This is a genomic window from candidate division KSB1 bacterium (assembly GCA_034506255.1).
Classification (GTDB): Bacteria; Zhuqueibacterota; Zhuqueibacteria; order Zhuqueibacterales; family Zhuqueibacteraceae; genus Coneutiohabitans; species Coneutiohabitans thermophilus.
In genome coordinates this window covers 146,448-167,129 of sequence record JAPDPX010000009.1, presented here as the reverse complement: position 1 = coordinate 167,129, position 20,682 = coordinate 146,448, and the positions used below count along the sequence as shown (strand labels likewise).

General features: G+C 60.4%; 15 protein-coding genes. 2 read left to right on the top strand and 13 right to left on the bottom strand.

The features are described 5' to 3' along the window. The first annotated feature begins 344 nt into the window (after positions 1-344). Entirely contained in the window at positions 345-587 is a 243-nt protein-coding gene (locus ONB52_18510; protein ID MDZ7418126.1) for a GlsB/YeaQ/YmgE family stress response membrane protein, read from the top strand. 496 nt (positions 588-1,083) lie between these two features. On the opposite strand, the gene ONB52_18505 is transcribed toward ONB52_18510, so the two are convergent. The 12 genes from ONB52_18505 to ONB52_18450 form a co-directional block, all read right to left on the bottom strand. Beyond that, positions 1,084-2,295 carry a molybdopterin molybdotransferase MoeA gene (locus ONB52_18505; GenBank protein ID MDZ7418125.1) on the bottom strand — a complete coding sequence of 404 codons (1,212 nt, stop codon included), beginning with the start codon at positions 2,293-2,295 and terminating at the stop codon, positions 1,084-1,086. A gap of 315 nt (positions 2,296-2,610) precedes the next feature. After that, on the bottom strand, positions 2,611-3,411 hold the full coding sequence (locus ONB52_18500) for an SPOR domain-containing protein (protein ID MDZ7418124.1): 801 nt from the start codon (positions 3,409-3,411) through the stop codon (positions 2,611-2,613). An 80-nt stretch (positions 3,412-3,491) separates the two neighbouring features. After that, on the bottom strand, positions 3,492-5,438 hold the full coding sequence (gene rpsA / locus ONB52_18495) for a 30S ribosomal protein S1 (protein MDZ7418123.1): 1,947 nt from the start codon (positions 5,436-5,438) through the stop codon (positions 3,492-3,494). A gap of 134 nt (positions 5,439-5,572) precedes the next feature. Then, the gene (locus tag ONB52_18490; GenBank protein ID MDZ7418122.1) at positions 5,573-6,193 is read right to left on the bottom strand and encodes a 1-acyl-sn-glycerol-3-phosphate acyltransferase; all 621 of its coding nucleotides are present in this window, start codon (positions 6,191-6,193) and stop codon (positions 5,573-5,575) included. A gap of 1,080 nt (positions 6,194-7,273) precedes the next feature. Further along, a complete protein-coding gene (gene cmk / locus ONB52_18485; protein MDZ7418121.1) occupies positions 7,274-8,002 on the bottom strand; it encodes a (d)CMP kinase in 729 nt (242 codons plus the stop codon). Positions 8,003-8,114: 112 nt separating this feature from the next. Next, positions 8,115-9,836: a short-chain dehydrogenase gene (locus ONB52_18480; protein MDZ7418120.1), complete on the bottom strand. Its 1,722-nt coding sequence runs from the start codon at positions 9,834-9,836 to the stop codon at positions 8,115-8,117. Further along, entirely contained in the window at positions 9,820-10,587 is a 768-nt protein-coding gene (locus ONB52_18475) for an rRNA pseudouridine synthase (GenBank protein MDZ7418119.1), read from the bottom strand. Before ONB52_18475 ends, ONB52_18480 begins: the two co-directional genes overlap by 17 nt. Before the next feature lie 75 nt (positions 10,588-10,662). Further along, positions 10,663-12,825, bottom strand: a complete 2,163-nt coding sequence (gene scpB, locus ONB52_18470; protein MDZ7418118.1) for an SMC-Scp complex subunit ScpB — start codon at positions 12,823-12,825, stop codon at positions 10,663-10,665. Further along, positions 12,825-13,541: a segregation/condensation protein A gene (locus ONB52_18465; protein MDZ7418117.1), complete on the bottom strand. Its 717-nt coding sequence runs from the start codon at positions 13,539-13,541 to the stop codon at positions 12,825-12,827. The genes scpB and ONB52_18465 overlap by 1 nt, the downstream gene beginning before the upstream one ends. 36 nt (positions 13,542-13,577) lie before the next feature. Beyond that, positions 13,578-14,591 carry a tryptophan--tRNA ligase gene (gene trpS / locus ONB52_18460; protein ID MDZ7418116.1) on the bottom strand — a complete coding sequence of 338 codons (1,014 nt, stop codon included), beginning with the start codon at positions 14,589-14,591 and terminating at the stop codon, positions 13,578-13,580. Positions 14,592-14,904: 313 nt separating this feature from the next. Beyond that, on the bottom strand, positions 14,905-15,417 hold the full coding sequence (locus ONB52_18455; GenBank protein ID MDZ7418115.1) for an HNH endonuclease: 513 nt from the start codon (positions 15,415-15,417) through the stop codon (positions 14,905-14,907). Positions 15,418-15,607: 190 nt separating this feature from the next. After that, the gene (locus ONB52_18450; protein ID MDZ7418114.1) at positions 15,608-16,843 is read right to left on the bottom strand and encodes a PQQ-dependent sugar dehydrogenase; all 1,236 of its coding nucleotides are present in this window, start codon (positions 16,841-16,843) and stop codon (positions 15,608-15,610) included. A 79-nt stretch (positions 16,844-16,922) separates the two neighbouring features. Here ONB52_18450 and ONB52_18445 point away from each other — a divergent pair, with 79 nt between their 5' ends. Further along, on the top strand, positions 16,923-17,132 hold the full coding sequence (locus tag ONB52_18445; protein ID MDZ7418113.1) for a CPXCG motif-containing cysteine-rich protein: 210 nt from the start codon (positions 16,923-16,925) through the stop codon (positions 17,130-17,132). Between the two features lie 555 nt (positions 17,133-17,687). Here the strand turns inward: ONB52_18445 and ONB52_18440 are convergent. After that, positions 17,688-20,669, bottom strand: a complete 2,982-nt coding sequence (locus ONB52_18440) for a DPP IV N-terminal domain-containing protein (GenBank protein MDZ7418112.1) — start codon at positions 20,667-20,669, stop codon at positions 17,688-17,690. Positions 20,670-20,682 lie beyond the last annotated feature (13 nt).

Below are 20,682 nucleotides of genomic sequence, written 5' to 3'. Positions count from 1 at the left end.
AACCGTCCGGATGGAAATGACGCGATTGCCTCTTCCGCGCAACCGGTGTCACCGCCTGCCAGGAATCCGCAGCCGGTGCTGATCCGGACTGTTGAGAGTACGGCGAAACTGCCGCTTTATTCCACCCGGCTCGAAAAATGCGCCTTGTACCTCCGGTGCCCACCAGGCAAGCGCTCACCGCGAATGCCGGGCAATATACGCATCGAGGCGCTGAGAGTCAAGCCAGCGGCCGTCCGGCGGCGGACCGTGTGCCGCAATGCCGGACTTGACTTTGCCGGATCGGCTGTGCAATATGTGCCGTACAATTCCAACATTTCCTCACTCACGCAACCGGAGGCAGAGAGATGAGCACACTCTGGTTTTTGTTGATTGGTCTGGCAGCAGGCTGGCTGGCGGGAAGGATCATGAAAGGCAGAGGGCTCGGTATCGTCGGCAATCTGGTGGTCGGCGTCATCGGCGCGCTGCTGGGCGGTTTCATCTTCGACGTACTCAGCATTGAAGCCTATGGCCTGATCGGCTCGCTGGTGATGGCAGTGGTGGGCGCCATTGTGCTGCTCTGGCTCATCGGCGTGGTCAAAAAGGCCTGATGCGCCCTGCGGCTCGCGGCAAGAAATGGCCACGGCACTGCCGTGGCTTTTTTTTCACGCCCGTGCCTTCCTGCGGGCTTCAACTTCCTGTCACTCATATCCTGAAACCGAACTGGCATCAGATCAGAAGCGGTGTATGTCGTGACGGCACAAAGGGCTTTGAGGCAACGACCAGGCCGCGGCCGGAGCATTCGCGAAAGCGTTCCCAATTGCGGACAGACACACTACCTGAATTTTGCACCCAGATTGGCTTTCTTCACGAGAAACGCCGCTTAGATCGCCACGGCCAACCACCTAAGGGGTGGTGCATAAAAAATTTTGCGGGCGAACGTGCTGTCAGCTCCGGCAGGAGTGAACTGTTTTTAGTAAAGCTGCATATCGCATTTCCCAAAACTTCGTCAGGAGCCCATGGCTACAAACAGTTCACTCCTAACGGAGTTTTGTGAACACGCCATTTCTCCCGGGCAACAGCAAGCCAGCATGCAAAATTCAGGCACTAACAAGAAAAAAACTCCGGGCGCAACATGACTCTCACCGTCTCGCCGGCGTGCAGCTCCACCACCTCCCGCGGGCAGATCAAATAGCAATTGCTCTGCGCATAGGTGACCTGATCGCCGCTGCCTTTTGAAGCGAGCGGGCGCACACGAAACTGCCGGCCATCATACCAGGCCGTGGCCGGCGCATAATACTCCCGCTGCGACCGGTTGATGATCGGCGCTTCCAGTTGCGCCGCGACGATTTGATTCGAGTAGACTGAAAAACCCATGAGCTTGCGGATTGCCGGCCGCACCAGCAACTCGAACGTGGTGGCCGCCGAGACGGGATTGCCGGGCAGTCCAAAAACCAACTTGTCTCCGCAGGTGGCAAACACCACGGGCTTGCCCGGCTTGACCGCGACTTTGTTGAAATGGATTTGCAGCCCCAACTCCTGGAACACGTCCTCCACCAAATCCAGATCGCCCATCGACACACCGCCGGTGAGCACCACCACCTCGCACGCCAGTCCGCGCTGCAGCAACTCCCGAATCTGCTGCTGCTGGTCGCGCGCCATCCCCCACAGCCTGGCAGTGGCGCCCAGCCGGGCAACCTGCGCCGCCAGTGCAAAGCTGTTGGAGTTGCGAATTTGGCCGAGTTTCGGCGTTTGATCGATTTCGACCAGCTCGTCACCCGTGGCAATAATGGCCACCGCAGGCCGCCGATATACCCGCACCCGGCTCTTTCCCACCGCAGCCAGCAGGCCGATAACCGCGGGTGAAACGAAGCTGCCAGCTCTGGCAACAACCTGGCCGGCGGCCGCCTCACTTCCTTGCGGCGAGACATTATGGCCCGGGGGCACCGCCTCCAAAACTTCGACACGATCACCGGCAGCCGGGCGGGTCTTTTCAATCATCTGCACACTGTCCGCGCCTGCTGGCAACGGCGCGCCGGTCATGATCTTGGCAGCCTGGCCTTGCTGAATTTGAAAATCAGGAAAAGTACCGGCGGGGATAAAACCCACGACCTGCAACTGCACCGGTGCCGGCGCGACATCCGCGGCGCGCAGCGCATAACCATCCATGCTGCTGCGGGCAAACGGCGGCTGGTCGCGATCGGAGATAATCTCTTCGGCCAGCACGCGGCCGGCGGCTTGCAGTAAGTCGACCGTCTCGGCCGGCAACCGGCCGGTGTTTTGCATGACCAGCTCAACGGCTTGTTGAAGGGGGATCATGGCGCAGCCTGCAGTCGCAATTAGATTCTCAAGGCGAAGGACGCCGGGATAAAAAGATGAAACGTCGCGTCCTTCGGGTTTTGCCGTGAAATACTTATGGTTTTCCATGCCCGGGCAAAAGCCAAACGGGACATGGCGCCCGCGAGCCGGCAGGGTTTTTCCCTGCGGCCCGGCGGCTTCACGTTTAAAAAATCTTCGTGACGATGCGGTCGCTCAGCGCCGGGGTGATCGTTTCGCGCGCTGTTTTTCGTTACTCGCCATGTTCACCTCGGCTGGTCAGACGCTCGAGGTGTGCGGGCGCGGCCAAGCGGGCCGTCAATTCTCCTTCTGCACCACACTGCCCTTCAGGTTGTGCCTGCGGTGGAGGCGCTCGGCCAACTCGCGTGCCTGCTCGCGCGTGCGAAATTCCCCCACCCGGACAACATAGTACTTGGTGTTGCCCTCCCACTTCTCGCTGACCGAGGCCCTGTATCCCGCCTGGCGCAAACGCTTCTGCTGTGCCACGGCATTGGATTTTTGCACGAAGGCGCCGGTCTGCACGGTGTAGGAGATTTTGGCCGGGGGCTTTGCCTGGCGGACGGGCGGCAGTTCAGCGAGATCCTGGCGCGCCAGGGTCGCCAGTTTGCTCTGCGGATATTGCTGCAGGAAGGCGGTCAACTCCTGCTGCGCCGCGGCATTTTCCCCCAAAATGGCGAGGGCTTTGGCGGCGTGATAGGCGGCCGGTGCCGCCAACTCCGAGGCGGGAAACAATCGCACCACTTCCCAATAGGCCTCGCGCGCCCGGCGGTAATTGCCGCGGGCAAAGTAATATTGTCCGATCTGATAGCGCGCGCGGCCGGCATACTCCGAGGTCGAAAACCTGCGGGCGACTTCCTGAAAAAGGGTGAGCGCGGTTTCGCCGTTCTCTTCGAGCAGCGCGCAATAATAGGCCGCCACCGCGGAGGCGGGATTCTGGCGGCAGGCCGTCTTCACCCTGGCACGGGCGGCGCTCAGCTCGTTGGCGGCCAGCATCGCCTTGATTTCTTCCTCGGAGATTTGGCTGCGCAAGGGGGCGGGAAACAACAGGGCGGCAACAAGAAGGCTGGCACATGAAAGCCCGCAGCGGAATCTTGGCATCTGCCCCTCCTCGAGCAACAGCGGGTACTCCCCAGCGGGGGGAGGGCTGCTCCACCCCGCTGGTTTGCATGACTTGCGACTTAATTGCCGGCAGATGGATTCGGCTGCTCCGCCGCCACGGTCCCGCCCGGGGTCATCGCGGCGTCAAACGCCGCTTTTTCCTCCTCGGAGACGACCTCGACGCGCGGCTTCTCTGCCGGCGTCTCCTGGCTTTCCGCCTTGCGGCCACGTTTGCCTTTGCGCCTGCCGCCTTCGCTCTCCGGCTGGTCCTTGGCGAGACGCTCGGAGAGGATGATCTTCTTGTTGTCCTTGTTGAATTCGATCACCACCAGCTCCAGCGTGTCACCCACGGCATAACCGTCCGCGGGCTTGGTCAGGTTGGGTTTGGCCAGATGCGAGAGCGGCACGAAGCCGTCAACTTCCGCCGGCAGCTCGACGATGACACCCTTGTCGATCATGCGCACGATCTTGCCGGTGGTGCGGGTGTGCACGCCGTAGTCCTTCTCGAACACCTCCCACGGGTTTTCTTTCGTCTGCTTGTAGCCCAGCGAGATGCGGCGGTTGGCCTTGTCCACATTCAACACCACCACCTCGACCTCATCGCCCTTCTTCACCACTTCACCGGGATGGCGGATCTTCTTGGTCCAGGAGAGATCGGAGATGTGCACCAAACCGTCGATGCCTTCCTCCAATTCCACGAAGGCGCCAAAGTTGGTGAGATTGCGCACGACGCCGCGCTGGTGCGAGCCCAGCGGATACTTCTGTTCAATGTCATCCCAGGGATCGGGCTCGAGTTGCTTCAAGCCGAGCGAGATCTTGCGCTCCTCCAGGTCGACATTCAGGACTTTGGCATCCACCATTTCGCCCACTGATACGATCTTGCTGGGATGGCGGATGTGCTGCGTCCAGCTCATCTCGGAGATGTGGATCAAGCCCTCGACGCCGCGCTCCAGTTCCACGAAGGCGCCGTAGTCGGAGATGCTGACGACTTTGCCGCGCACCACCGAGCCGACCGGATATTTCTTGTCGACATCCACCCAGGGATGCGGCTGCAATTGCTTGAGGCCGAGCGAGATGCGGTCCTTGGCCTCGTTGAAGTCCAGCACCTGCACCTTGATCTTTTGATCCAGGGAGACAATTTCGGAGGGATGGCTGACGCGGCCCCACGACAGGTCGTTGATGTGCAACAGGCCATCGACGCCACCGAGGTCGATGAACACTCCGAAGTCGGTGATGTTCTTCACCGTGCCCTCCAACACCTGGCCCTTGGCGAGATTCTCCAGGATGCGGGCGCGCTGTTCCGACATGGCTTCTTCCACCAGCACGCGATGGGAGACCACGATGTTCTTGCGCAGTTCGTTGACCTTGACCACGCGAAAGTCCATCACCTGCCCGATGTAGGCGTCAAAATCGCGGATCGGCTTCAGATCGATCTGCGAGCCGGGCAGGAAGGCGTCGATGCCCATGAGATCGACCACGATGCCGCCCTTGATGCGGCGGGTGCAGCGGCCCTGCAGAATCTCACCCTTTTCATACGCCGCCAGCACGCGCTCCCACACCCGCATGAAATCGGCCTTCTTTTTGGAGAGCACCAGTTGGCCGTCCTGGTCTTCGACATTGTCGAGAAACACTTCGATATCATCGCCGATTTTCAAGCTCTTCGGATCCGCAAACTCTTCGATCGGAATGACCCCCTCACTTTTGAAGCCGATGTCAACGGCGACCTCCCGGTTGTTGATGGCGAGGATTTTGCCGGTGACGAGCTGGCCCTCGACGAATTCCGACAGGGTGTCTTCGTAAAGGCGCTCGAAATTTTTCTTTTCTTCTTCGGAATACTCGACCGTCTCTTGCAAGTCTTTCTTCGCGACAACTTTGGTGGTGGGATCGTAGCTCATGCCGATACCCTTTGCCAGCGACGCAGTTTGGTGAGCAGCAGCAAGCGTGGCCTCGTCAGCGGCCGCACTGCTTTGCGGCGCGCCTTCGGATTTACCCGCCACGCTCCAGTGAATTACAGAGAGTGTGAACATGTCAAGGATGAACCTCCTTTTGGGAATGAGGGCGCTGCGCAGATGTGTCTCACCCGCGCAGAAAAACAGTCTTTCTTTCACATTCGCCCGGCAGCAGGGCCGGTTGCCATTGGCACGAGCCTGATCCCCGCATATCACTCCTGGCAGGAAGCCGCCAGTTGGGCGATGCGGGCATTTACCGCTGCTGTCACGGCGAGGTAAACCTCCTTGTCGGCGCGGCCATTGTCGAGAAAATTGGCCACCGCCAGTCTTTCCCCGAAGACCACCTTCACGCGGGGACGACGCCAGCCGAAGCCGCGGCGTTTTTGCAAGCCATCCAGGTGCACCGGCAGGATGTCGGTGTGATTTCGCACCGCCAACATCCCCACCCCGGCTTTGGGCGCGCCCAGCCGGCCGGAGCGCACACGCGTGCCCTCGGGGAAAACCAGCACAGCTTCCTCCGCCGCCAGCAGCGCCGACACCCGTCGCACCGTTGACAAACTGGTGCCGGTGCGGTCGGTGGGGATGGCGTTGTAAAAACGAATCAACGGCCCCAGCAGCGGGATGCGAAACAATTCCTTCTTGGCCATGAAATGGACCACGCGCGGAATCAAACAGCCGACCAGCGGCGGATCGTAACCCGAGATGTGGTTTGCCGCGATCAGCAGGCGGCCATGCCGCGGAATGTTCGCCCGTCCTCGCACCTCCAGGCGAAAGAGCGCAGAGAAATAGATCCGCAGCAAAAGCTGGGATAATCGGAAAATCAACCGCTGCACGATTCGCTTGCCGTGTGATCGGTTTTGGTCAGCGAGACACAGTTGCCGGGATGGCGGTCTGCCTTTCTCCCCGCTGCAGGCCTCCCGCACGCGGTATCACCTGCCCCTCCTTGTGATCCGCCCTGCCGCTTCCGCATGTCCCGCCGCAGCCATCTTGTGAAAGCCCCGACGACGTGCTCCACCCGGCACTGCCTCGCTGCCGGGTGTTTTGCAAGACTTGTTTGAATGACATGCCGAGGAGACAGGGATACCCTTCAGCTTTCCAGGCACCAGTGTTCTGCTGGCTTGAAATGTCCGGCCACCAACAATGTCCTCCTGGAACAGTCCTGTAAAGCTTTGCGCACGGTCCCGGGTGTTGACCAGGAAAATGCCGTCACGCAGGCTTCCCGCCTGCCGGCAGACAAGATGATGATCTCTGCGCTGAGTCCCCACAGGTAACTTGGCATTGCGCGGTGGAGCACCCGCTTCTGACCCGCTGGCACAGCCGGGGAGGGCGGCGTTGGCAGCAGACCATCAAAACCGTCCCACGAAAATGAAATCCCGCGGAAAAAGCTCTTTCGGGAAAATACTTCGCCCATGAAAGTGAAGTCCCACAAAAAAGCTTTTTCGTGGGAGTGTGCTTTCGCGGGAAAAGGAAGGCGGCGGTTTTTCCGCACTTGCCACGAAAATACCTGCCGGCAGACAAGAGGTCTGCGCGACGGTCTCTACACAAATGCTTTTTTAGTAGCGCCTTCAGGGGCGGTGCCTGAAGGCACGACTATCAAAGTTCATTTTCATCCCGATGGGTGCCCACACGGGCAGGACACCTCAACACGAAAACACTGCAGCACAAACTTGCAGCCGGGGGACAGGAAATCTGGGCTGCATGTTACAATGGGTCTGCCTGCGCAAAGAGGATTCCCCCGGCATGGCAGTCGGGGGCACTTGATACAAATCGTGCAATACCAGAAGACACTAGTGCACTGTTACGTTGATTTTTGTAGCCCCGACCCGTGTGGGTGGCTGCTGAAGGAGAAAAAATTCATCTTTGAACAGCCGCCCACGAGGGGCGGGGACTACAGCATTCACGTTTACAGTGCATCAGGCCAGTTTGCGGTGCAGCGCGTCGATGATGAAATCGACCTGCTGTTCGAGCGTCAGGTTGGTCGTGTCGAGAATGATGGCATCTTCGGCCGGCCTGAGCGGCGCCACCGCGCGCTGCGAGTCTTTTTGGTCACGAATTTCGATCTCGCGCCGCAGCGTTTGAAAATCCTTGTGCAGCCCTTTGGCCGCCAGCTCGCGCTGGCGCCGGCGCGTGCGTTCGTCCAGCGAGGCGCTCATGAAGATTTTGAGATCGGCATCCGGGAAAACCACGGTGCCGATGTCACGGCCTTCCATCACCACCCCGCCCTTGCGGCCGATTTCGCGCTGTCGCTTCACCATCAGCTCGCGCACACCGGGATTGCCGGAGATGGGCGCGATGTTGTTGGTGACATGCGGCTCGCGAATGCGCGTGGTCACGTCCCGGCCATCGAGATAGACGCGATCGCCGTCGGGATCGCTCTTGATCGTGATGTGCGTGCGTTGGGCCACCGCCACCACTGCGTCCTGTTGCTCGGGCGGAATTTTTGCCTCCAAAATTTTCAAGGTCAAGGCGCGGTAAAAAGCGCCGGTGTCCAAATAGGTGAAGCCCAGACGCCGCGCCAGCAGCCGGGCGGTGGTGCTTTTGCCCGAGCCGGCCGGCCCGTCGATGGCAATGATTGGACGCCGCTCACGCGTGGTGAGGTGCACGGCAGGTATCACTTGTTCCTGCGACGTGATTTCGATCATGGTTCGCGCTACCCTGTTGTCAATCCATCCAAAACTTCCGTGTCACGCATCCCAAGTGGCAGAAACAGCGTCCCTGGTTCTCAGCCCGAAAAACTCGAGGCTCTGGCGGTGCTCATTCTTTCATGCGCGCGCCTTTTTCCTCGGTGGAGAAAATCCATCCCACCAGCTTGCCGATGTCGATGCCGTCCTCCTCCTGCCAGTAGCGGCGGTTGCGCATGTAGCGCGAGCTGGTATCGCGCTCGGGAATGGCCCGGATCTCCTCTTCTATCTTTTCCATGCGGCTTTGCCACAAACGCATGTTGGCGGCGCGCAGGTCCACCCAGCCATCGTGGGCCCATTGTTCGAGATGGTCGGGCGTGAGCGCCAGCACGTTGGAGCCGCGAAACGGCGGGATCTTGATTTCGGGTCCCCGCAGCAGGCGGCGGCCGTCGGACAGCAAAATGGGTATGCCGATGGAAATGATCTCGGCACGCAGCCGGGCATTGCGCAGAAGCTCCGCTTCAAGCCGCGCCGCCATTTCCTCCGGCTGCTGTGCCCGCACCGCCGCCATCGTGCGAAAGACCAGCTTGAGCAGATGCGCTTCAAAGAGCAGTTTGGAGAGTCGAGGCGGTCCGAGCAGCTCGAAAGCCACGCTGTCGACCTTGTGCGCCGCCGCCAGCTCCTTCATCTGCTGCAGCACCGCCGCGCGCATCACGCCGGCGCGGTAAGTCGGCCCCATGACGGAATTGTCCAGGGCATTGATGATGTCATGGCCGGTGTTGCCGCCCTTCACCTCATAGAGAATGTTGCGCGCGATTTCCTCGGGCGTGACCAATTCCATCTGTCCGGAATCGGAAATCGCGGTGAATTCTCCCAGCGAAAAAATGCCGTTCTCGCCGGTGTCCACGAAAACCGACTGCAGCACCTCGCCGTCGAGCGCCTGCCAGGGGGCACTGCCGGCGGCCCCGTCCTGCAGCACCAGTTTGTCATCAAGTGTCACCGCCGCCTGCGGCGGGCAATCATAAAGCGGAATCGGCCGGCCCTGCCGCAGCACCGGACCGTAGGCGATGCGTTTCCAGGCGATGGCCGCGGTGGGCTTGATCTCCTTGGTGATCGGCGCATCGGGGGTGCGGGCCATGAGGAAGAGCAGCATGGTGTGTGCACCCGCAATCGACGACTTGCTCAGCAGCACACGCGACGGTTTCTCTTCCGAGTGGGTGTAGGGAATGTTCAAACCCATGCCGCCGGTGCCGCTGGTCCCAACTTTGACGTAGACTTCCGTCCGCGCCCGCCGCATGGCTTCATACAAAATTTGCACGTGCCGGATCAACTGCGGCACGTAAAGCGTGCACAGCAGCTTCTCGACTTCGGCAACCAGCGCCGCCGGAGAGGCCTGCTGCTGTTTGACCTGCGCCAAATGCCCGCGGATGCGGTAATAACTCGCAAACACGTCCTGGTAGGCCACCGCCGTCGCCGAATTCACGCAATCAACAATCAGGTTGGGCCGGTACTGCTGAATGATTTGAAACAACAACGAGTGCTGCAGAATGGCCTCGTTCAATTCATCCAGCACGTCCTCGATCAGCATCGCGCGCAGTGTCTCATCCTGCAGGATTTCCTGGCGGGATTTGCCCTGCAGGGTATCGCGCACGAAAATATTACCCCACGCCGGCGTGATCCGGCAGGGGCCGGCATACTCCTCACGCAGTTGCAGCACTGCGTCCCGCGCCTCAGCTTCGGTCAGCGAGGCCACAATCAGCTCTTTCGGATGTTCACTCAGCGCCTGGCGGCAGACCGCCATCCCCACCAGACCCCATCCCCCGAGTACCAAAACCGTCTTATTTTGAATTTCCATCGCGCACACCCATCGCCTGGTTCAGCAGCCGCACTTCCCTGGATTCAAGATACCGCCAAGCCCCCTCCCGTAGATTGCCCAGCCGCAAGGGTCCGATTTGAATGCGCTGCAGCCGCTGCACGCTGCAGCCGACCGCCGCGAACATCTTCCGCACCTGGCGATTACGGCCTTCCAGGATGGTGATCTCGCACAAGCGACGGTCATGCGGCCTGGGGAAGCGCAGCTCACCTGCCACCGGCCGGCGGGAGTCATCGATGCGCACGCCGCGCGCCAGCATTTTGGCAGCGCGTTCCGACAGTTCTTCCCGCAACGCGACACGGTAGACCTTGGGCACTTTGAAGCGCGGATGGGTGAGACGGTAAGAAAGATCGCCGTCATTGGTCAACAGCAGCAACCCTTCACTGTCACGATCCAACCGCCCCACCGGAAACACGCGCACCGGTGTCTTCACGAGATGAAAGACTGTCGGCCGGCCCTGCTCGTCCCGCGCGGTGGTGAGATAGCCCGCCGGTTTGTTGAGCATAATGTAGGTCGATGCCCGGCTGGGTCGCAGGGTTTCCCCGCGCGCCTGCACCAGGTCGCGGCTGGCATCCACCTGACGGCCCAGCTCCGTCACCGTTTTGCCGTTGACCTTGACCCAACCCGCTGCAATCCAGCGGTCCGCTTCGCGGCGGGAACACAACCCGCTCTGCGCCAGATAACGGTTCAGGCGAATAAGGCTGGACGATTCAGAAGCGACGGAGGGTTTCATGCTCAAACGTCACGGGGCGCAGCGATTCCCAGCAAGCATGCGACGATAAGACACTGGCGAAGCAGATGCTGTCAGTTAAACTTGCGGCCGCCTGCGCCAGCCGAAGCGGGTCAACGTGGTTTTCAGCCAATCCACGGCTTTGCGCCAAAGGCGAAGCAAGCCGTGGTTGGCCTCATTCGCTGCCGCTGTCACGAGTGCTGTGCCTGCCCCGAGCTGCGCCGGGGCTGGCACGAAAAAAGCGGGCGCCACCGTCGCTGCTTGTGCTTCGCCCGCGATGCCGGCCGGCGCGTTGCGTTCGGGTTCTGTTTGCGGCGCACTGGCATCGCTGCCGGGCGCGGCGGCATTCGCTGCGCCCTGGTCGGGCGACGGCATTTTTTCATGTCCTGCTTCCCCGGCAAAACTCGCATGCGCGGCGGCCGGGGGCTGCGGGTCCGGCGGTAGGGTGCCCGCCGCTGTCATGTCATCAGCAAAAATTTCCTCGAAAAGGGTATCGGGCAAAGCGGACTGCGGCGCCGCCTCATCGTTTTTCGGATCAGGCGGCAGCAGTGGGGACTGCAACAATTCAAGCTCGGCACGATCGGTGGCATTCTCCGGCAGGCGGCGTTCCCTCTCTTCTTCCATCGCACGCCACGCGGCAACGGCATCATCTGCGGCGGGCTTCAACTCTGCCGTCCTGCCCTCGCTCAACGATTCTTCCCCCCACCAGCCATCAATCTCGGCAGCCGGCTCTGCGGCCTGTGCGTGCTGCTCTGCCTCCGTCGCCAGGGAAAGCAAATTGAAGTCGCCGGCAGAGGCGGTGGACTCAGGTTCGTCCTTGTCCATGCCGGCGAGCGCCGCCAGCATGATTTCGCCGGTGCTTTGCAGATCCGCGTTCCCCTCCGGCGCCGGCGATTCCCCCGTGCTGTTCTCCTGGTCGATCAGCCTGCCGTCGAGCAACGCAAACTCGCGGGTGGTGCCCAAATCCTGTTCACTCGCGAAGCGCGAAAGCAGCGTCTCCGCGGCCCGGTTGAGCGGGTCGGTGGCCGTAAAGTCCGGCTCGCGAATGTTGAATTCCATCGCGGCCAGCTCGGTGGTGTCGGTTCCCACTTCGTTCTCAGGCGCCGGCTGCGACAATTCCGGCAACAACGTAGCCGGTTCTTGTTCAGTAAGATGCGCCAGGGCTTCAAACTCATCTTCATTGGAGGCGGCCTCGAGGCCGGGCGTGGATGCCGTGGCCCCGGTTTGGGCGGTGATTTCCGGCGCATCGGCAAACAGGCCATAAAAGCCGACACCTTCCTCCGATTCGGTGGTGCCGGCAATAACGGGCTCGGGCAGAGTGTCGATGAGATCACGGGGCTTCGCCGCTGCCGGTTCCTCCAACAATTCACTCACGGCCACGGCTGCCACGGCCGGCGCTGCCCAGGCCATCGTGTTCGCGCTCGTCGCGCCAGCGTGGGGTGCCGTGGTTTCATCACTCGGGCCCGCAACCGGTGGCACGGCCTCCACGATATTGGTTTTGGTGGGATGGGCGGGAGCCGGCACATTTTCCGGGGTCACCCTTTCCTGCGAGTCGGCCGTATGCGCCGGGGGCAGCGCTTCGGCAGCGGAAAGGGACTGGCCGGCCGCAGGCTCGCCCTCGCGACCGCCCTCGCCCTCAAAACTGATCGGCAGGCTCAGTTGCTTGTCGGTTTCCGCGAGCAACTGTGCCACTTCATCGGGCAGCCCCTCCTTGCTGAACAGCTCTTCGATTTCGCGCGGCTTGGGCAATTCCGAGAGGTCATTGATGCCGAAATACTTGAGAAATTCCGGCGTCGTGCCATAGAGCAGAGGTCGGCCCACGCCTTCGGAGCGGCCGACGATGGTGACGAGTTTGCGCTCCATCAGCGAGCCGACCACGGCATCGGAATTGACGCCGCGGATCTGGGCAATGTCCACCCGGCTGATCGGCTGCTTGAAGGCGATGATGGCGAGCGTTTCCATGCTCGCCTGTGACAGGCGATACTTTTGCCGGCCGAAGAACAGTTTCTTGATCCAGGGGTTGAATTCCGGCTTGGTGGAAATGTGATAGCCGCCGCCCACTTTGCGGATGAAGAAGGCGCGCCCGCTGGCGGCATAGTCTTGATTCAGCGCGGTAACGACCTCCGCGAGGGTGGCGGCATCCACGTCTTCCAGTGTTTCCTGCAGGCGCTCGACGGTCACCGGCGAGTCCGCCGCGAACACCAGGGCTTCGACGATGGGCTTGAGTTCGTTGAGAGTCATCAAATCCTTTTGAGCCAGATTTCTCCGAACGGCGTTGATTGCGTGGCGGTCACCAGGCCGCGCTGGATCATCTCGAGCAGGGCGATGAAAGTGATGATCATGTAGATTTTGCTGGGCAGTTTTTCCAGCAGGCTCATGAAGAGCAACTGTTGATGCACCGCCAGCTCCTGCAAGACATAATCGATTTGCTCCTCGATGGTCACGGGAATGTGCTCGACAGTGTGCGGGGTTTCGCGCGGCACGCGCAGCAGCACGTTCTTGAAGGCCGCGATCAGATCGAAGAGCGAGACCTCGACGGCATGTTCGAGAAAATCGGACTGATCCCTGGTAAATTCATAATCGAAATAGCCGCGAGGAAAAAAGTCGCGCTCGCGCACTTCCAGCTCCGCCATGCGCGCGGCCAGGTCCTTGTATTGTTGATATTCCAGCAGCCGCCGCACCAGCTCCTGGCGCGGGTCTTCCTCCTCTTCCTCGGCGGCTTCAGGGTCTTTCGGGAGCAGCATCTGCGCCTTGATGCGGATCAGGGTGGCCGCCAGCAAAATAAAATCGCCGGCCCCTTCGAGATCGAGCATCTGCAAAATCTCGACATATTCCAAATATTGCCGCGTGATGTCGGCGATCGGAATGTCGTAGATGTCGACTTCTTCCTTGCGAATCAGGAAGAGCAGCAAATCCAGCGGCCCTTCGAAGGTGTTGAGCTTGACACGATAAGCCATAAGCCTGCCCGTGCCCCGGCCGGGGCACGCCTGATCTCACAGATGAACGCCGGTGGATGCCGTTTCAATTTCCCCCAAATGCATGGCCTGGCGCACTTCCGCCATGGTTTGCCGGGCGACGACTTGCGCGCGTTTTTCCCCCTCGGCGAGAATGTCCTTCACCTCCCCGGGATGGCGCTCATAGTAGCTGCGCTTCTCCCGCAAGGGCGCGAGAAAGTCCGCAATGCGCGCGGCACAGCGGTTTTTGCACTCGACGCAGCCCAGGCGGCCGCTTTCGCAGCCGGCACGAATCTCGCTGACCTCGCCGGGGTTGAACTTGTGGTGATAGGTGAAAACCAGGCAGATGTCCGGCCGGCCGGGATCGCCGCGGCGAATCTTCTGCGGGTCGGTCACGGCCTTGCGCATCTGCGCCTGAATTTGCTCGGGAGCGTCCGACAGGGCAATGGTGTTGCCCAGAGACTTGCTCATCTTGGCCTGGCCGTCCAGCCCCGGCAGCCGCGCAAATTTCGTAAGCTTGACCTCGGGCTCCGGGAACACCGGGCCATACTGGCTGTTGAATTTGCGTGCAATCTCGCGGGTGATCTCCACATGCGGCGCCTGATCTTCGCCCACCGGCACCGCCTCGCCCTTGTACAGCAGGATGTCTGCGGCCTGCAACACGGGATAGCCGAGATGCCCGTAAATCAGGGTGTCGAGGTTGAGATCACGAGCCTGTTCCTTGACCGTGGGGTTGCGTTCCAGCCGTTCCTTGGTGATCAGCATGCTGAAGATCAAATACAACTCGGCATGCTCTTTGACTTGCGACTGGCGGAAAATCGGACTCAGCACCGGATCGATGCCGGCGGCCAGCCAGTCGATGACCATCTCAATGGTGTTGCTGTAAAGCTGCGACGTGTCCAGGCTGGTGGTAAGTGAGTGATAGTCGGCGATCAGGTGGAAATTTTGATGGGTTGTTTGCAGCGCAACCCAGTTTTCGAGCGCGCCGACGTAGTGGCCGAGGTGCAGCCGGCCGGTCGGCCGCATGCCGCTGAGGAGGCGTTTCTTGGTCATCTAGTTGAAATGGATCCGAGAATTTGCAGACTTATGGTTTCAGGCTGCAGGGAGCAGGGCAACTGGTTGAGCGGTAGAGCGGGCGTCCGCCTGGTATTTTTGGCCATCTCTGGGAACCCTTCTCACCCGTGCTGTTCCGGTTAACACCCAAGATTGGTTGAATGTTATCATGCCGGCGAACCCGCCGGGCTTTTTTACCCAAAATAAAAAACGCCTCGCGCTTGCCAAAACCCTGCACCCAAGCCGAGGACGCCTGCACAAAAACGCAACCGCCGCATGCTTCTGCGGGCATGGTGACGACAAAGAAAAAGCCCTAATTCATGAAGAGGTAGGGCTTCCAACGCTCATCGCCGATACCGATGAAATGCTGGATAAAATAAAGCTGGTTCGGCCGCTGCGGTTTGCGCAGCATGGGCATGCGCGCCTCCTCCGGCGTGCGGTTCCCCTTGCGGTTGTTGCAAGCCACGCAGGCGCAAACCAGATTCTCCCAGGAATCCTCGCCGCCGCGGTTTTTCGGCACCACATGATCGACGGTCAGAGGACGCTGCGTCGTGCCGCAATATTGGCAGCGGCCGTTGTCGCGCTTGATGATGTTCTTGCGTGAGAGAATCACCCGCTTGCGGGGAATGTGAATGTAGGTGATCAGTCGCACGATGCTGGGAAACGGCAACGACGACCGTACCGACCGGACTTCCCACAGCGGATGGCGTTCGATGATCTCCGCCTTGCCCAATACGATCAGCACAATCGCCTTCTTTGCAGTGATGACGCTCATCGGCTCGTAGTTTTGATTGAGGATGAGCACGTGTCGATTCAAACTACCCATACGGTTGGCAGGCGAATTTTTCCTGATCTGGGTTTTGAAAGTGCGGCCAATTTAAAAGAAACGGCGGCAAGAGTCAAGATTTTTCTCGGCGGGTGCCGGGCGCAACTCCAGCAGCTTTAGGCAGTTGGGGCAAGCACACCCAAGGCCGCCGGCGGACGTCTGCAAAAAGCAGGGTTTTGTTGCGCTTGCCTTAGCCGGCGGGTTTCAAAACCAGGCGGAAGATTTGCGGCGCAAACAACGCCGAACCATAGATGTAACCCTGCGGCCCCACAGTCATGCTGGTCACCCCGACGTGATGGCAAATGTGCTTGTTGTCCGAAAGCTCCCCCGTGCGCGCGATTTTCACCGCCCGTATATACCCGAGAAAGACATCATTGAACAGCAGCCGGCCATCAAGCAAATCCTTGTACGGGTCTTCTCCCGCACCCTCATACACCACGCCCAACGACAGGGAGTGACGCAGCTCGCCGATTGCTTCAGGATCTTCGTTTTGGTAGGTTGGGTCGCGGTGGCTGATGGCGAGAATCGGATTGCGAAACCCCGGCTGGCTGCACACGCCCTCACATTCCGGCCAGCCGAAATTCACCGCGCCGCCGGTGTAGAGATTGATTTCTTCAAACTGGTTCGAGCCGACATCGGCAAGCAGCAGTCCGCCCTGCCAGGCCAGCAGCCGAAAAGGACTGCGCAGGCCCAGCGCCACAATCTCGCCGCGCGTGTTGGGAGCGGTGCGCAACGGGTTGTCGGCGGGAATGTCATAGCCGCCGCTTTCCCGCGGTGCAATGCGGATCAACTTGCCCAGCAACGAAGCGGGATCCTGGGCGTACTGGGATTGCGTCGCGTCACCCAGGGCCGCGTAAAGGTGACCATCGCCGCCGAAAGCGAGCGAGTAGATGCCGTGCCAGGCACGACCGGGCGCCTGACGATCGACGTTCAAAATAACCGCCAGGGAATTGGCCGTGGCCTGATAATTGTTGGACCACTGCACGCGCACGATGCGATTCCAGCGGTTGTCGCCGGTGCTGAAACAAAAGTAAACGAAGCCATTGCGGGCGAATTGCGGGTCAAACGCCACATCGGTCAAACCAATCTCCGCGGGAGCCGGTGCCACCTCGGGCAGCACAAACGAGCCGAGCCGGGCCGCCGAATCCGCGGTAAGCACGAAGTGACAGACCTCGCCCGCCTTCCCCAAAACCAGGAATTCCGGGGAGGCGGGAAAAAATTCCACGCTGGTCGGCTGGGGCGGCAAACTCGCGGCGGAGAGCACGCGTTGCGTGGTGAAGCGGTTGAAAATGTCCTCCGTCACGCCGTTGCTGCCGGTCGGGAAATTGCCTGCCTGCGGGCAGGCCCGGCAAAACAGGCTGAGCAGGGCGGGGAAAAGGGGGAAAAGAGGGAAAGCCGTTTTCAATGACGTTCGTGATTCAAACATGCAAAACCCATTCACCGGAGTGTCCATGATCGACCATCATGACGAGCCCTTTGAAGACTTTTTCAACGACGAGGAGGGCATGCCGGCAACGCCCGGCCAGTTGCATCCCGTGACCTGGTATTGCACCCGCTGCGGTGAGGCCAATGAAACGCTGGTGGATCCCTCCGCCGGCCTCAAACAAGAGTATGTCGAAGATTGCGCAGTGTGCTGCCGGCCGAATGTGATTTTCATCAACATTGACGCAGAAAGCCTGCGCCTCACCCTGCGCAATGAATTGGAATATGAGTGAAGGGGCTCATCTCAGTTCCGGCCGGCCCGTGCCTGGCTGCTTGACGCACGAGTCTGCCGCAACCCGCCGGCAGAAACAAGGCCTCGAACCCAACCCGCTTGCACCCTCGCCACTTCGCCAATGAAGATCATCAATGAAGCTTTGATTATCGCCATCACACCCAATTTCTTCAAGCGACTGCCAGGCTGGCACGCCTCCCCCCTGCTCCCGCCGGCGTCCACACGTTTACCGCCATCCCATGAGCCTGGAATTCCATCGGCTGCCGGCCAAACTAAACTTCCTCTTGACGATAATCAATCAAAAATTTCCTGCCCTCCTGCCGGCTGCTGCCGGCCCGGGAGGTTGATGCCGGGTGGCATGCGATCCCATGCGTGTTTTTCGCGGGGCAAATGCGCCGGCCACTCCGCCGTTTCACCGTGCGGGCGGATATTTCGGCTTTCAGCTTGCGCAAACCGGCTGCGGGAAAACACACACATGATTGTGTTGGCCGGCATGCAACACAAAAGCCGGGCGATCATTCCTGATCGCCCGGCTTTCATCTAAGGAGGGCAAGACTCAAAAGTCGGTGCCGAGCGAGAACAGATACCTGGGCTGGCTGATGGTGCGCAAGTCGGTGGGCCACGCCACTTCATACTTCACCATGAAATAGCCGAGCTGCAGGCGCGCGCCCACGCCGAGGGCGCCGCGCAAATCCTGCAAATGAAACCCGCCTTGCGTGGAAAACGGCTGAAACGTTTGCTTTACCAGGCCCGGTATGTCCAATCCCCACGCGCCGGCGAAATCTGCAAAAGCAGCCGCACTCAAGAAATCCGCGGAGGGTGGCAGGAAGGGAAACAACGGGAAGCGGTATTCCACATTCGCCGCCACGAACTTCGTTCCCACCAAATGGCCGTAATCCGCTCCGCGAAACGTGTACGGCCCGCCAATCTGAAAGACCTGGGCCTCGCGGTCGAAGCTGGCGCCGGCCAGCAGGCGGGCGGCGAGCACCGAGCGTTGCTTCACGCTGCAGTAGCGACGATAGTCGCCAACCAGGGTGGTGAACTGCAAATCGTTCGTGGTGCGCTGTATTTCGAGGCGGCTGCGCGAGCCGCTGAACGGGCCGAGCGGACCATAAATGGTGTTGTCGAAAACATACGCCGCACCCACCTGGCCGAAGGTGGCGCGGCCCAGACGCGATTCCTCCCGGCGAATCTCCCCACGAGTGAAATCGATTTGATCGACAACCAGATTCGCCTGCACGAGGGTGGCACCCGCGCTCAGCTCCAGCCGCGCAAAGCGGCTGAACGGAAAGAAAGTGAAGGCATTGCCGCCGCGATGGGTCTGCTTCACAAAACCCGCCGCCGTGGGCGCATAAAACGCGCCATAGGCATCATTGAGCTGAAACACTTCAACACCCCAATGCAACCGGCGCGCTTGATTGAAGTAGGTCACGCCCACGTCCGTCATGCTGAGATCGCGGCGCAGATTGGCCGCGAGAATCACGTTGTGATGATTCATCACATCGCTGAAAAGAAACTGCGCCCCGCCCACCGTGCCGAAGAAGCCGCCAAAAACCGCGCCGATCGCGGCGGTGGTGAATTTCGGCAGGCCGCGGTAGCTGCGTTTTTCAATGGAATCTGCCGCGGCAAGCGCGTAATTCATGAACAGGGTATTGACCTCAGCGATCGCCGGCACCCATGCTGCTTCCGGGGCGGCCACCATCGTCGCGGATGAATCAGCGCGGCCGGCCGGTGCCGCATCCACGGTCGTTCCGTTGGCATTTGCTTCGCCTCCGGCCAGGGTGGGCGCCTGCGGCATTGCCATGCGATACAAATGCCAGCCGCCTTTTTCGAAGGCCGAAAATACCAGCACGCGGCCGTCCGCGGACCAACTCATTGCCGGCGTCACTTCCGTGATGCCGGCCACCCCGTTGCGCAACCGTGTCACCGCAACAATCTCTTTGCTCCCCAGATCGAGGCGATAAACATTGGCAATGCCCTGATGATCGGACACGAACGCGAGGGCACGGCCGTCCGGCGACCACTGCGGATTGATGGCGTTGCCGGCGAGATCCGTGATCACGCTGATCTCCCCGTCGGCCAGCGAATACAGCGCCAGCTCATATTCTCCGAAGAGCAGATGTTCGGGCTGCGTATCCCTGCCGCGATCGGTGGCAAACACGATGCGCGTGCCGTCCGGCGACCATTGCGGGTGCTTCTCCGCATAAAGGTCCTTGGTCAGGCGCCGCAGCCTGCCGTTGCCGAGATTGACGATGTACAAATCCGAGCGTCCGCCGCGCATGCCGACAAACACGAGATGATCGCCCTCAGGCGAAAAGCTCGGCGAGAGCAGGCCGTTCAATTCCGCAAAAACCAGGCAATGGCTGATCTCGTTCGTGTGCGGATTCATCACATAAATTGCGTCGTCCTTGTCAGATTTCGCAACGAAGGCAATGCGCCCGCCGTCACGCGACCAACTGATCGAGGTGTCGAAAAAGCGCAGCGTCTCAAAATCGCGGCTCCGGCCGGCCTTGATCAAACGCCGCTCGGAAAAGCCACCTGCGGCATTTTCGCTGAGCAGATACAACTCGTCAACGAAATGCTTGTCCGCGACATAAACGACGTGCCGTCCATCCGGGCTCACCGCCGGCACGAGATTCGCGCGGTGATCATAACCCTCACGCCCGGTGAGCTGCTGCGCGATCTGCGCCGGTGCGGCCAGCGTGCTGTCGGCCGGCAGCACCTGTTTGCGCGCGTGCTCATGCCAGGTGAAGGTCAGGGCTTTGAAATCGAGCCCGATCTGCTCCTTGAAAGCCTTTTCGACATCGTTCAGGCGCACCGCCGCTTTGAAAAGCGCGCCGACTTTTTGTTTGCCGTGTGTCTCGCCGACATAATGCCACAACGACTCGCCCAGACGATAGACACGAATGTCAAACGTGTTGTTGAGCTGCTCGACTTTGAGCAAGTGGTCGTAGAGCAGGCCGTCGCGCACCCACATGCGGGTCATGTTGTCCATGCCCACGGCGAGATATTCCGCCATGCCTTCCACGAACCAGAGCGGCGGACTGAAACTGCCCAGGCCGCTATTGTCGCTGCTCTTGATGAGGTCGAATTGAAAGGCATGCACCAGCTCGTGCACCAGCACATGGTTGAACTCGCGATAGGAACCGGTGAGCGGCAGCACCACACGATTTTTCAAACTCTCGGTCACACCCCGAGTGCCGTCGCCCAGCAGGCCGTCCACCACATTGGTTTGCTGAAAATCATTGAGCGAAGCATACAGCACCAGCGGGATGCGGCTTGTGATCTGATGATCGAGCACGTCGCTCAAGTAGGCATAGCCGCGTTCAGCCATGCGCGCGGCATCCTGTGCGGCCTCCGTTTCCTCGGGATAGTAATGCACGTCGAAATGCGCGGTGCGCAACACCTGCCACTTGAAATTTTTGTATTGCACTTTGTTTTGGCCGAACTGATAGCCGGGTTGCGGATGCCCGACGCTTTGCCAGAGCGTCAGGCTCAGAGTGATCATCGCAAAAATGCAGGCCGGTTTGGTTGTCATCGGAATCTCCTTG

Excerpts from the sequence above, each read along its gene's own strand:
- ONB52_18510 (MDZ7418126.1), top strand. The coding sequence starts at position 345 with ATGAGCACACTCTGGTTTTTGTTGATTGGTCTGGCAGCAGGCTGGCTG.
- ONB52_18505 (MDZ7418125.1), bottom strand. The coding sequence starts at position 2,295 with ATGATCCCCCTTCAACAAGCCGTTGAGCTGGTCATGCAAAACACCGGC.
- ONB52_18500 (MDZ7418124.1), bottom strand. The coding sequence starts at position 3,411 with ATGCCAAGATTCCGCTGCGGGCTTTCATGTGCCAGCCTTCTTGTTGCC.
- rpsA (MDZ7418123.1), bottom strand. The coding sequence starts at position 5,438 with ATGTTCACACTCTCTGTAATTCACTGGAGCGTGGCGGGTAAATCCGAA.
- cmk (MDZ7418121.1), bottom strand. The coding sequence starts at position 8,002 with ATGATCGAAATCACGTCGCAGGAACAAGTGATACCTGCCGTGCACCTC.
- ONB52_18480 (MDZ7418120.1), bottom strand. The coding sequence starts at position 9,836 with ATGGAAATTCAAAATAAGACGGTTTTGGTACTCGGGGGATGGGGTCTG.
- ONB52_18475 (MDZ7418119.1), bottom strand. The coding sequence starts at position 10,587 with ATGAAACCCTCCGTCGCTTCTGAATCGTCCAGCCTTATTCGCCTGAAC.
- scpB (MDZ7418118.1), bottom strand. The coding sequence starts at position 12,825 with ATGACTCTCAACGAACTCAAGCCCATCGTCGAAGCCCTGGTGTTCGCG.
- ONB52_18465 (MDZ7418117.1), bottom strand. The coding sequence starts at position 13,541 with ATGGCTTATCGTGTCAAGCTCAACACCTTCGAAGGGCCGCTGGATTTG.
- trpS (MDZ7418116.1), bottom strand. The coding sequence starts at position 14,591 with ATGACCAAGAAACGCCTCCTCAGCGGCATGCGGCCGACCGGCCGGCTG.
- ONB52_18455 (MDZ7418115.1), bottom strand. The coding sequence starts at position 15,417 with ATGGGTAGTTTGAATCGACACGTGCTCATCCTCAATCAAAACTACGAG.
- ONB52_18450 (MDZ7418114.1), bottom strand. The coding sequence starts at position 16,843 with ATGTTTGAATCACGAACGTCATTGAAAACGGCTTTCCCTCTTTTCCCC.
- ONB52_18445 (MDZ7418113.1), top strand. The coding sequence starts at position 16,923 with ATGCCGGCAACGCCCGGCCAGTTGCATCCCGTGACCTGGTATTGCACC.
- ONB52_18440 (MDZ7418112.1), bottom strand. The coding sequence starts at position 20,669 with ATGACAACCAAACCGGCCTGCATTTTTGCGATGATCACTCTGAGCCTG.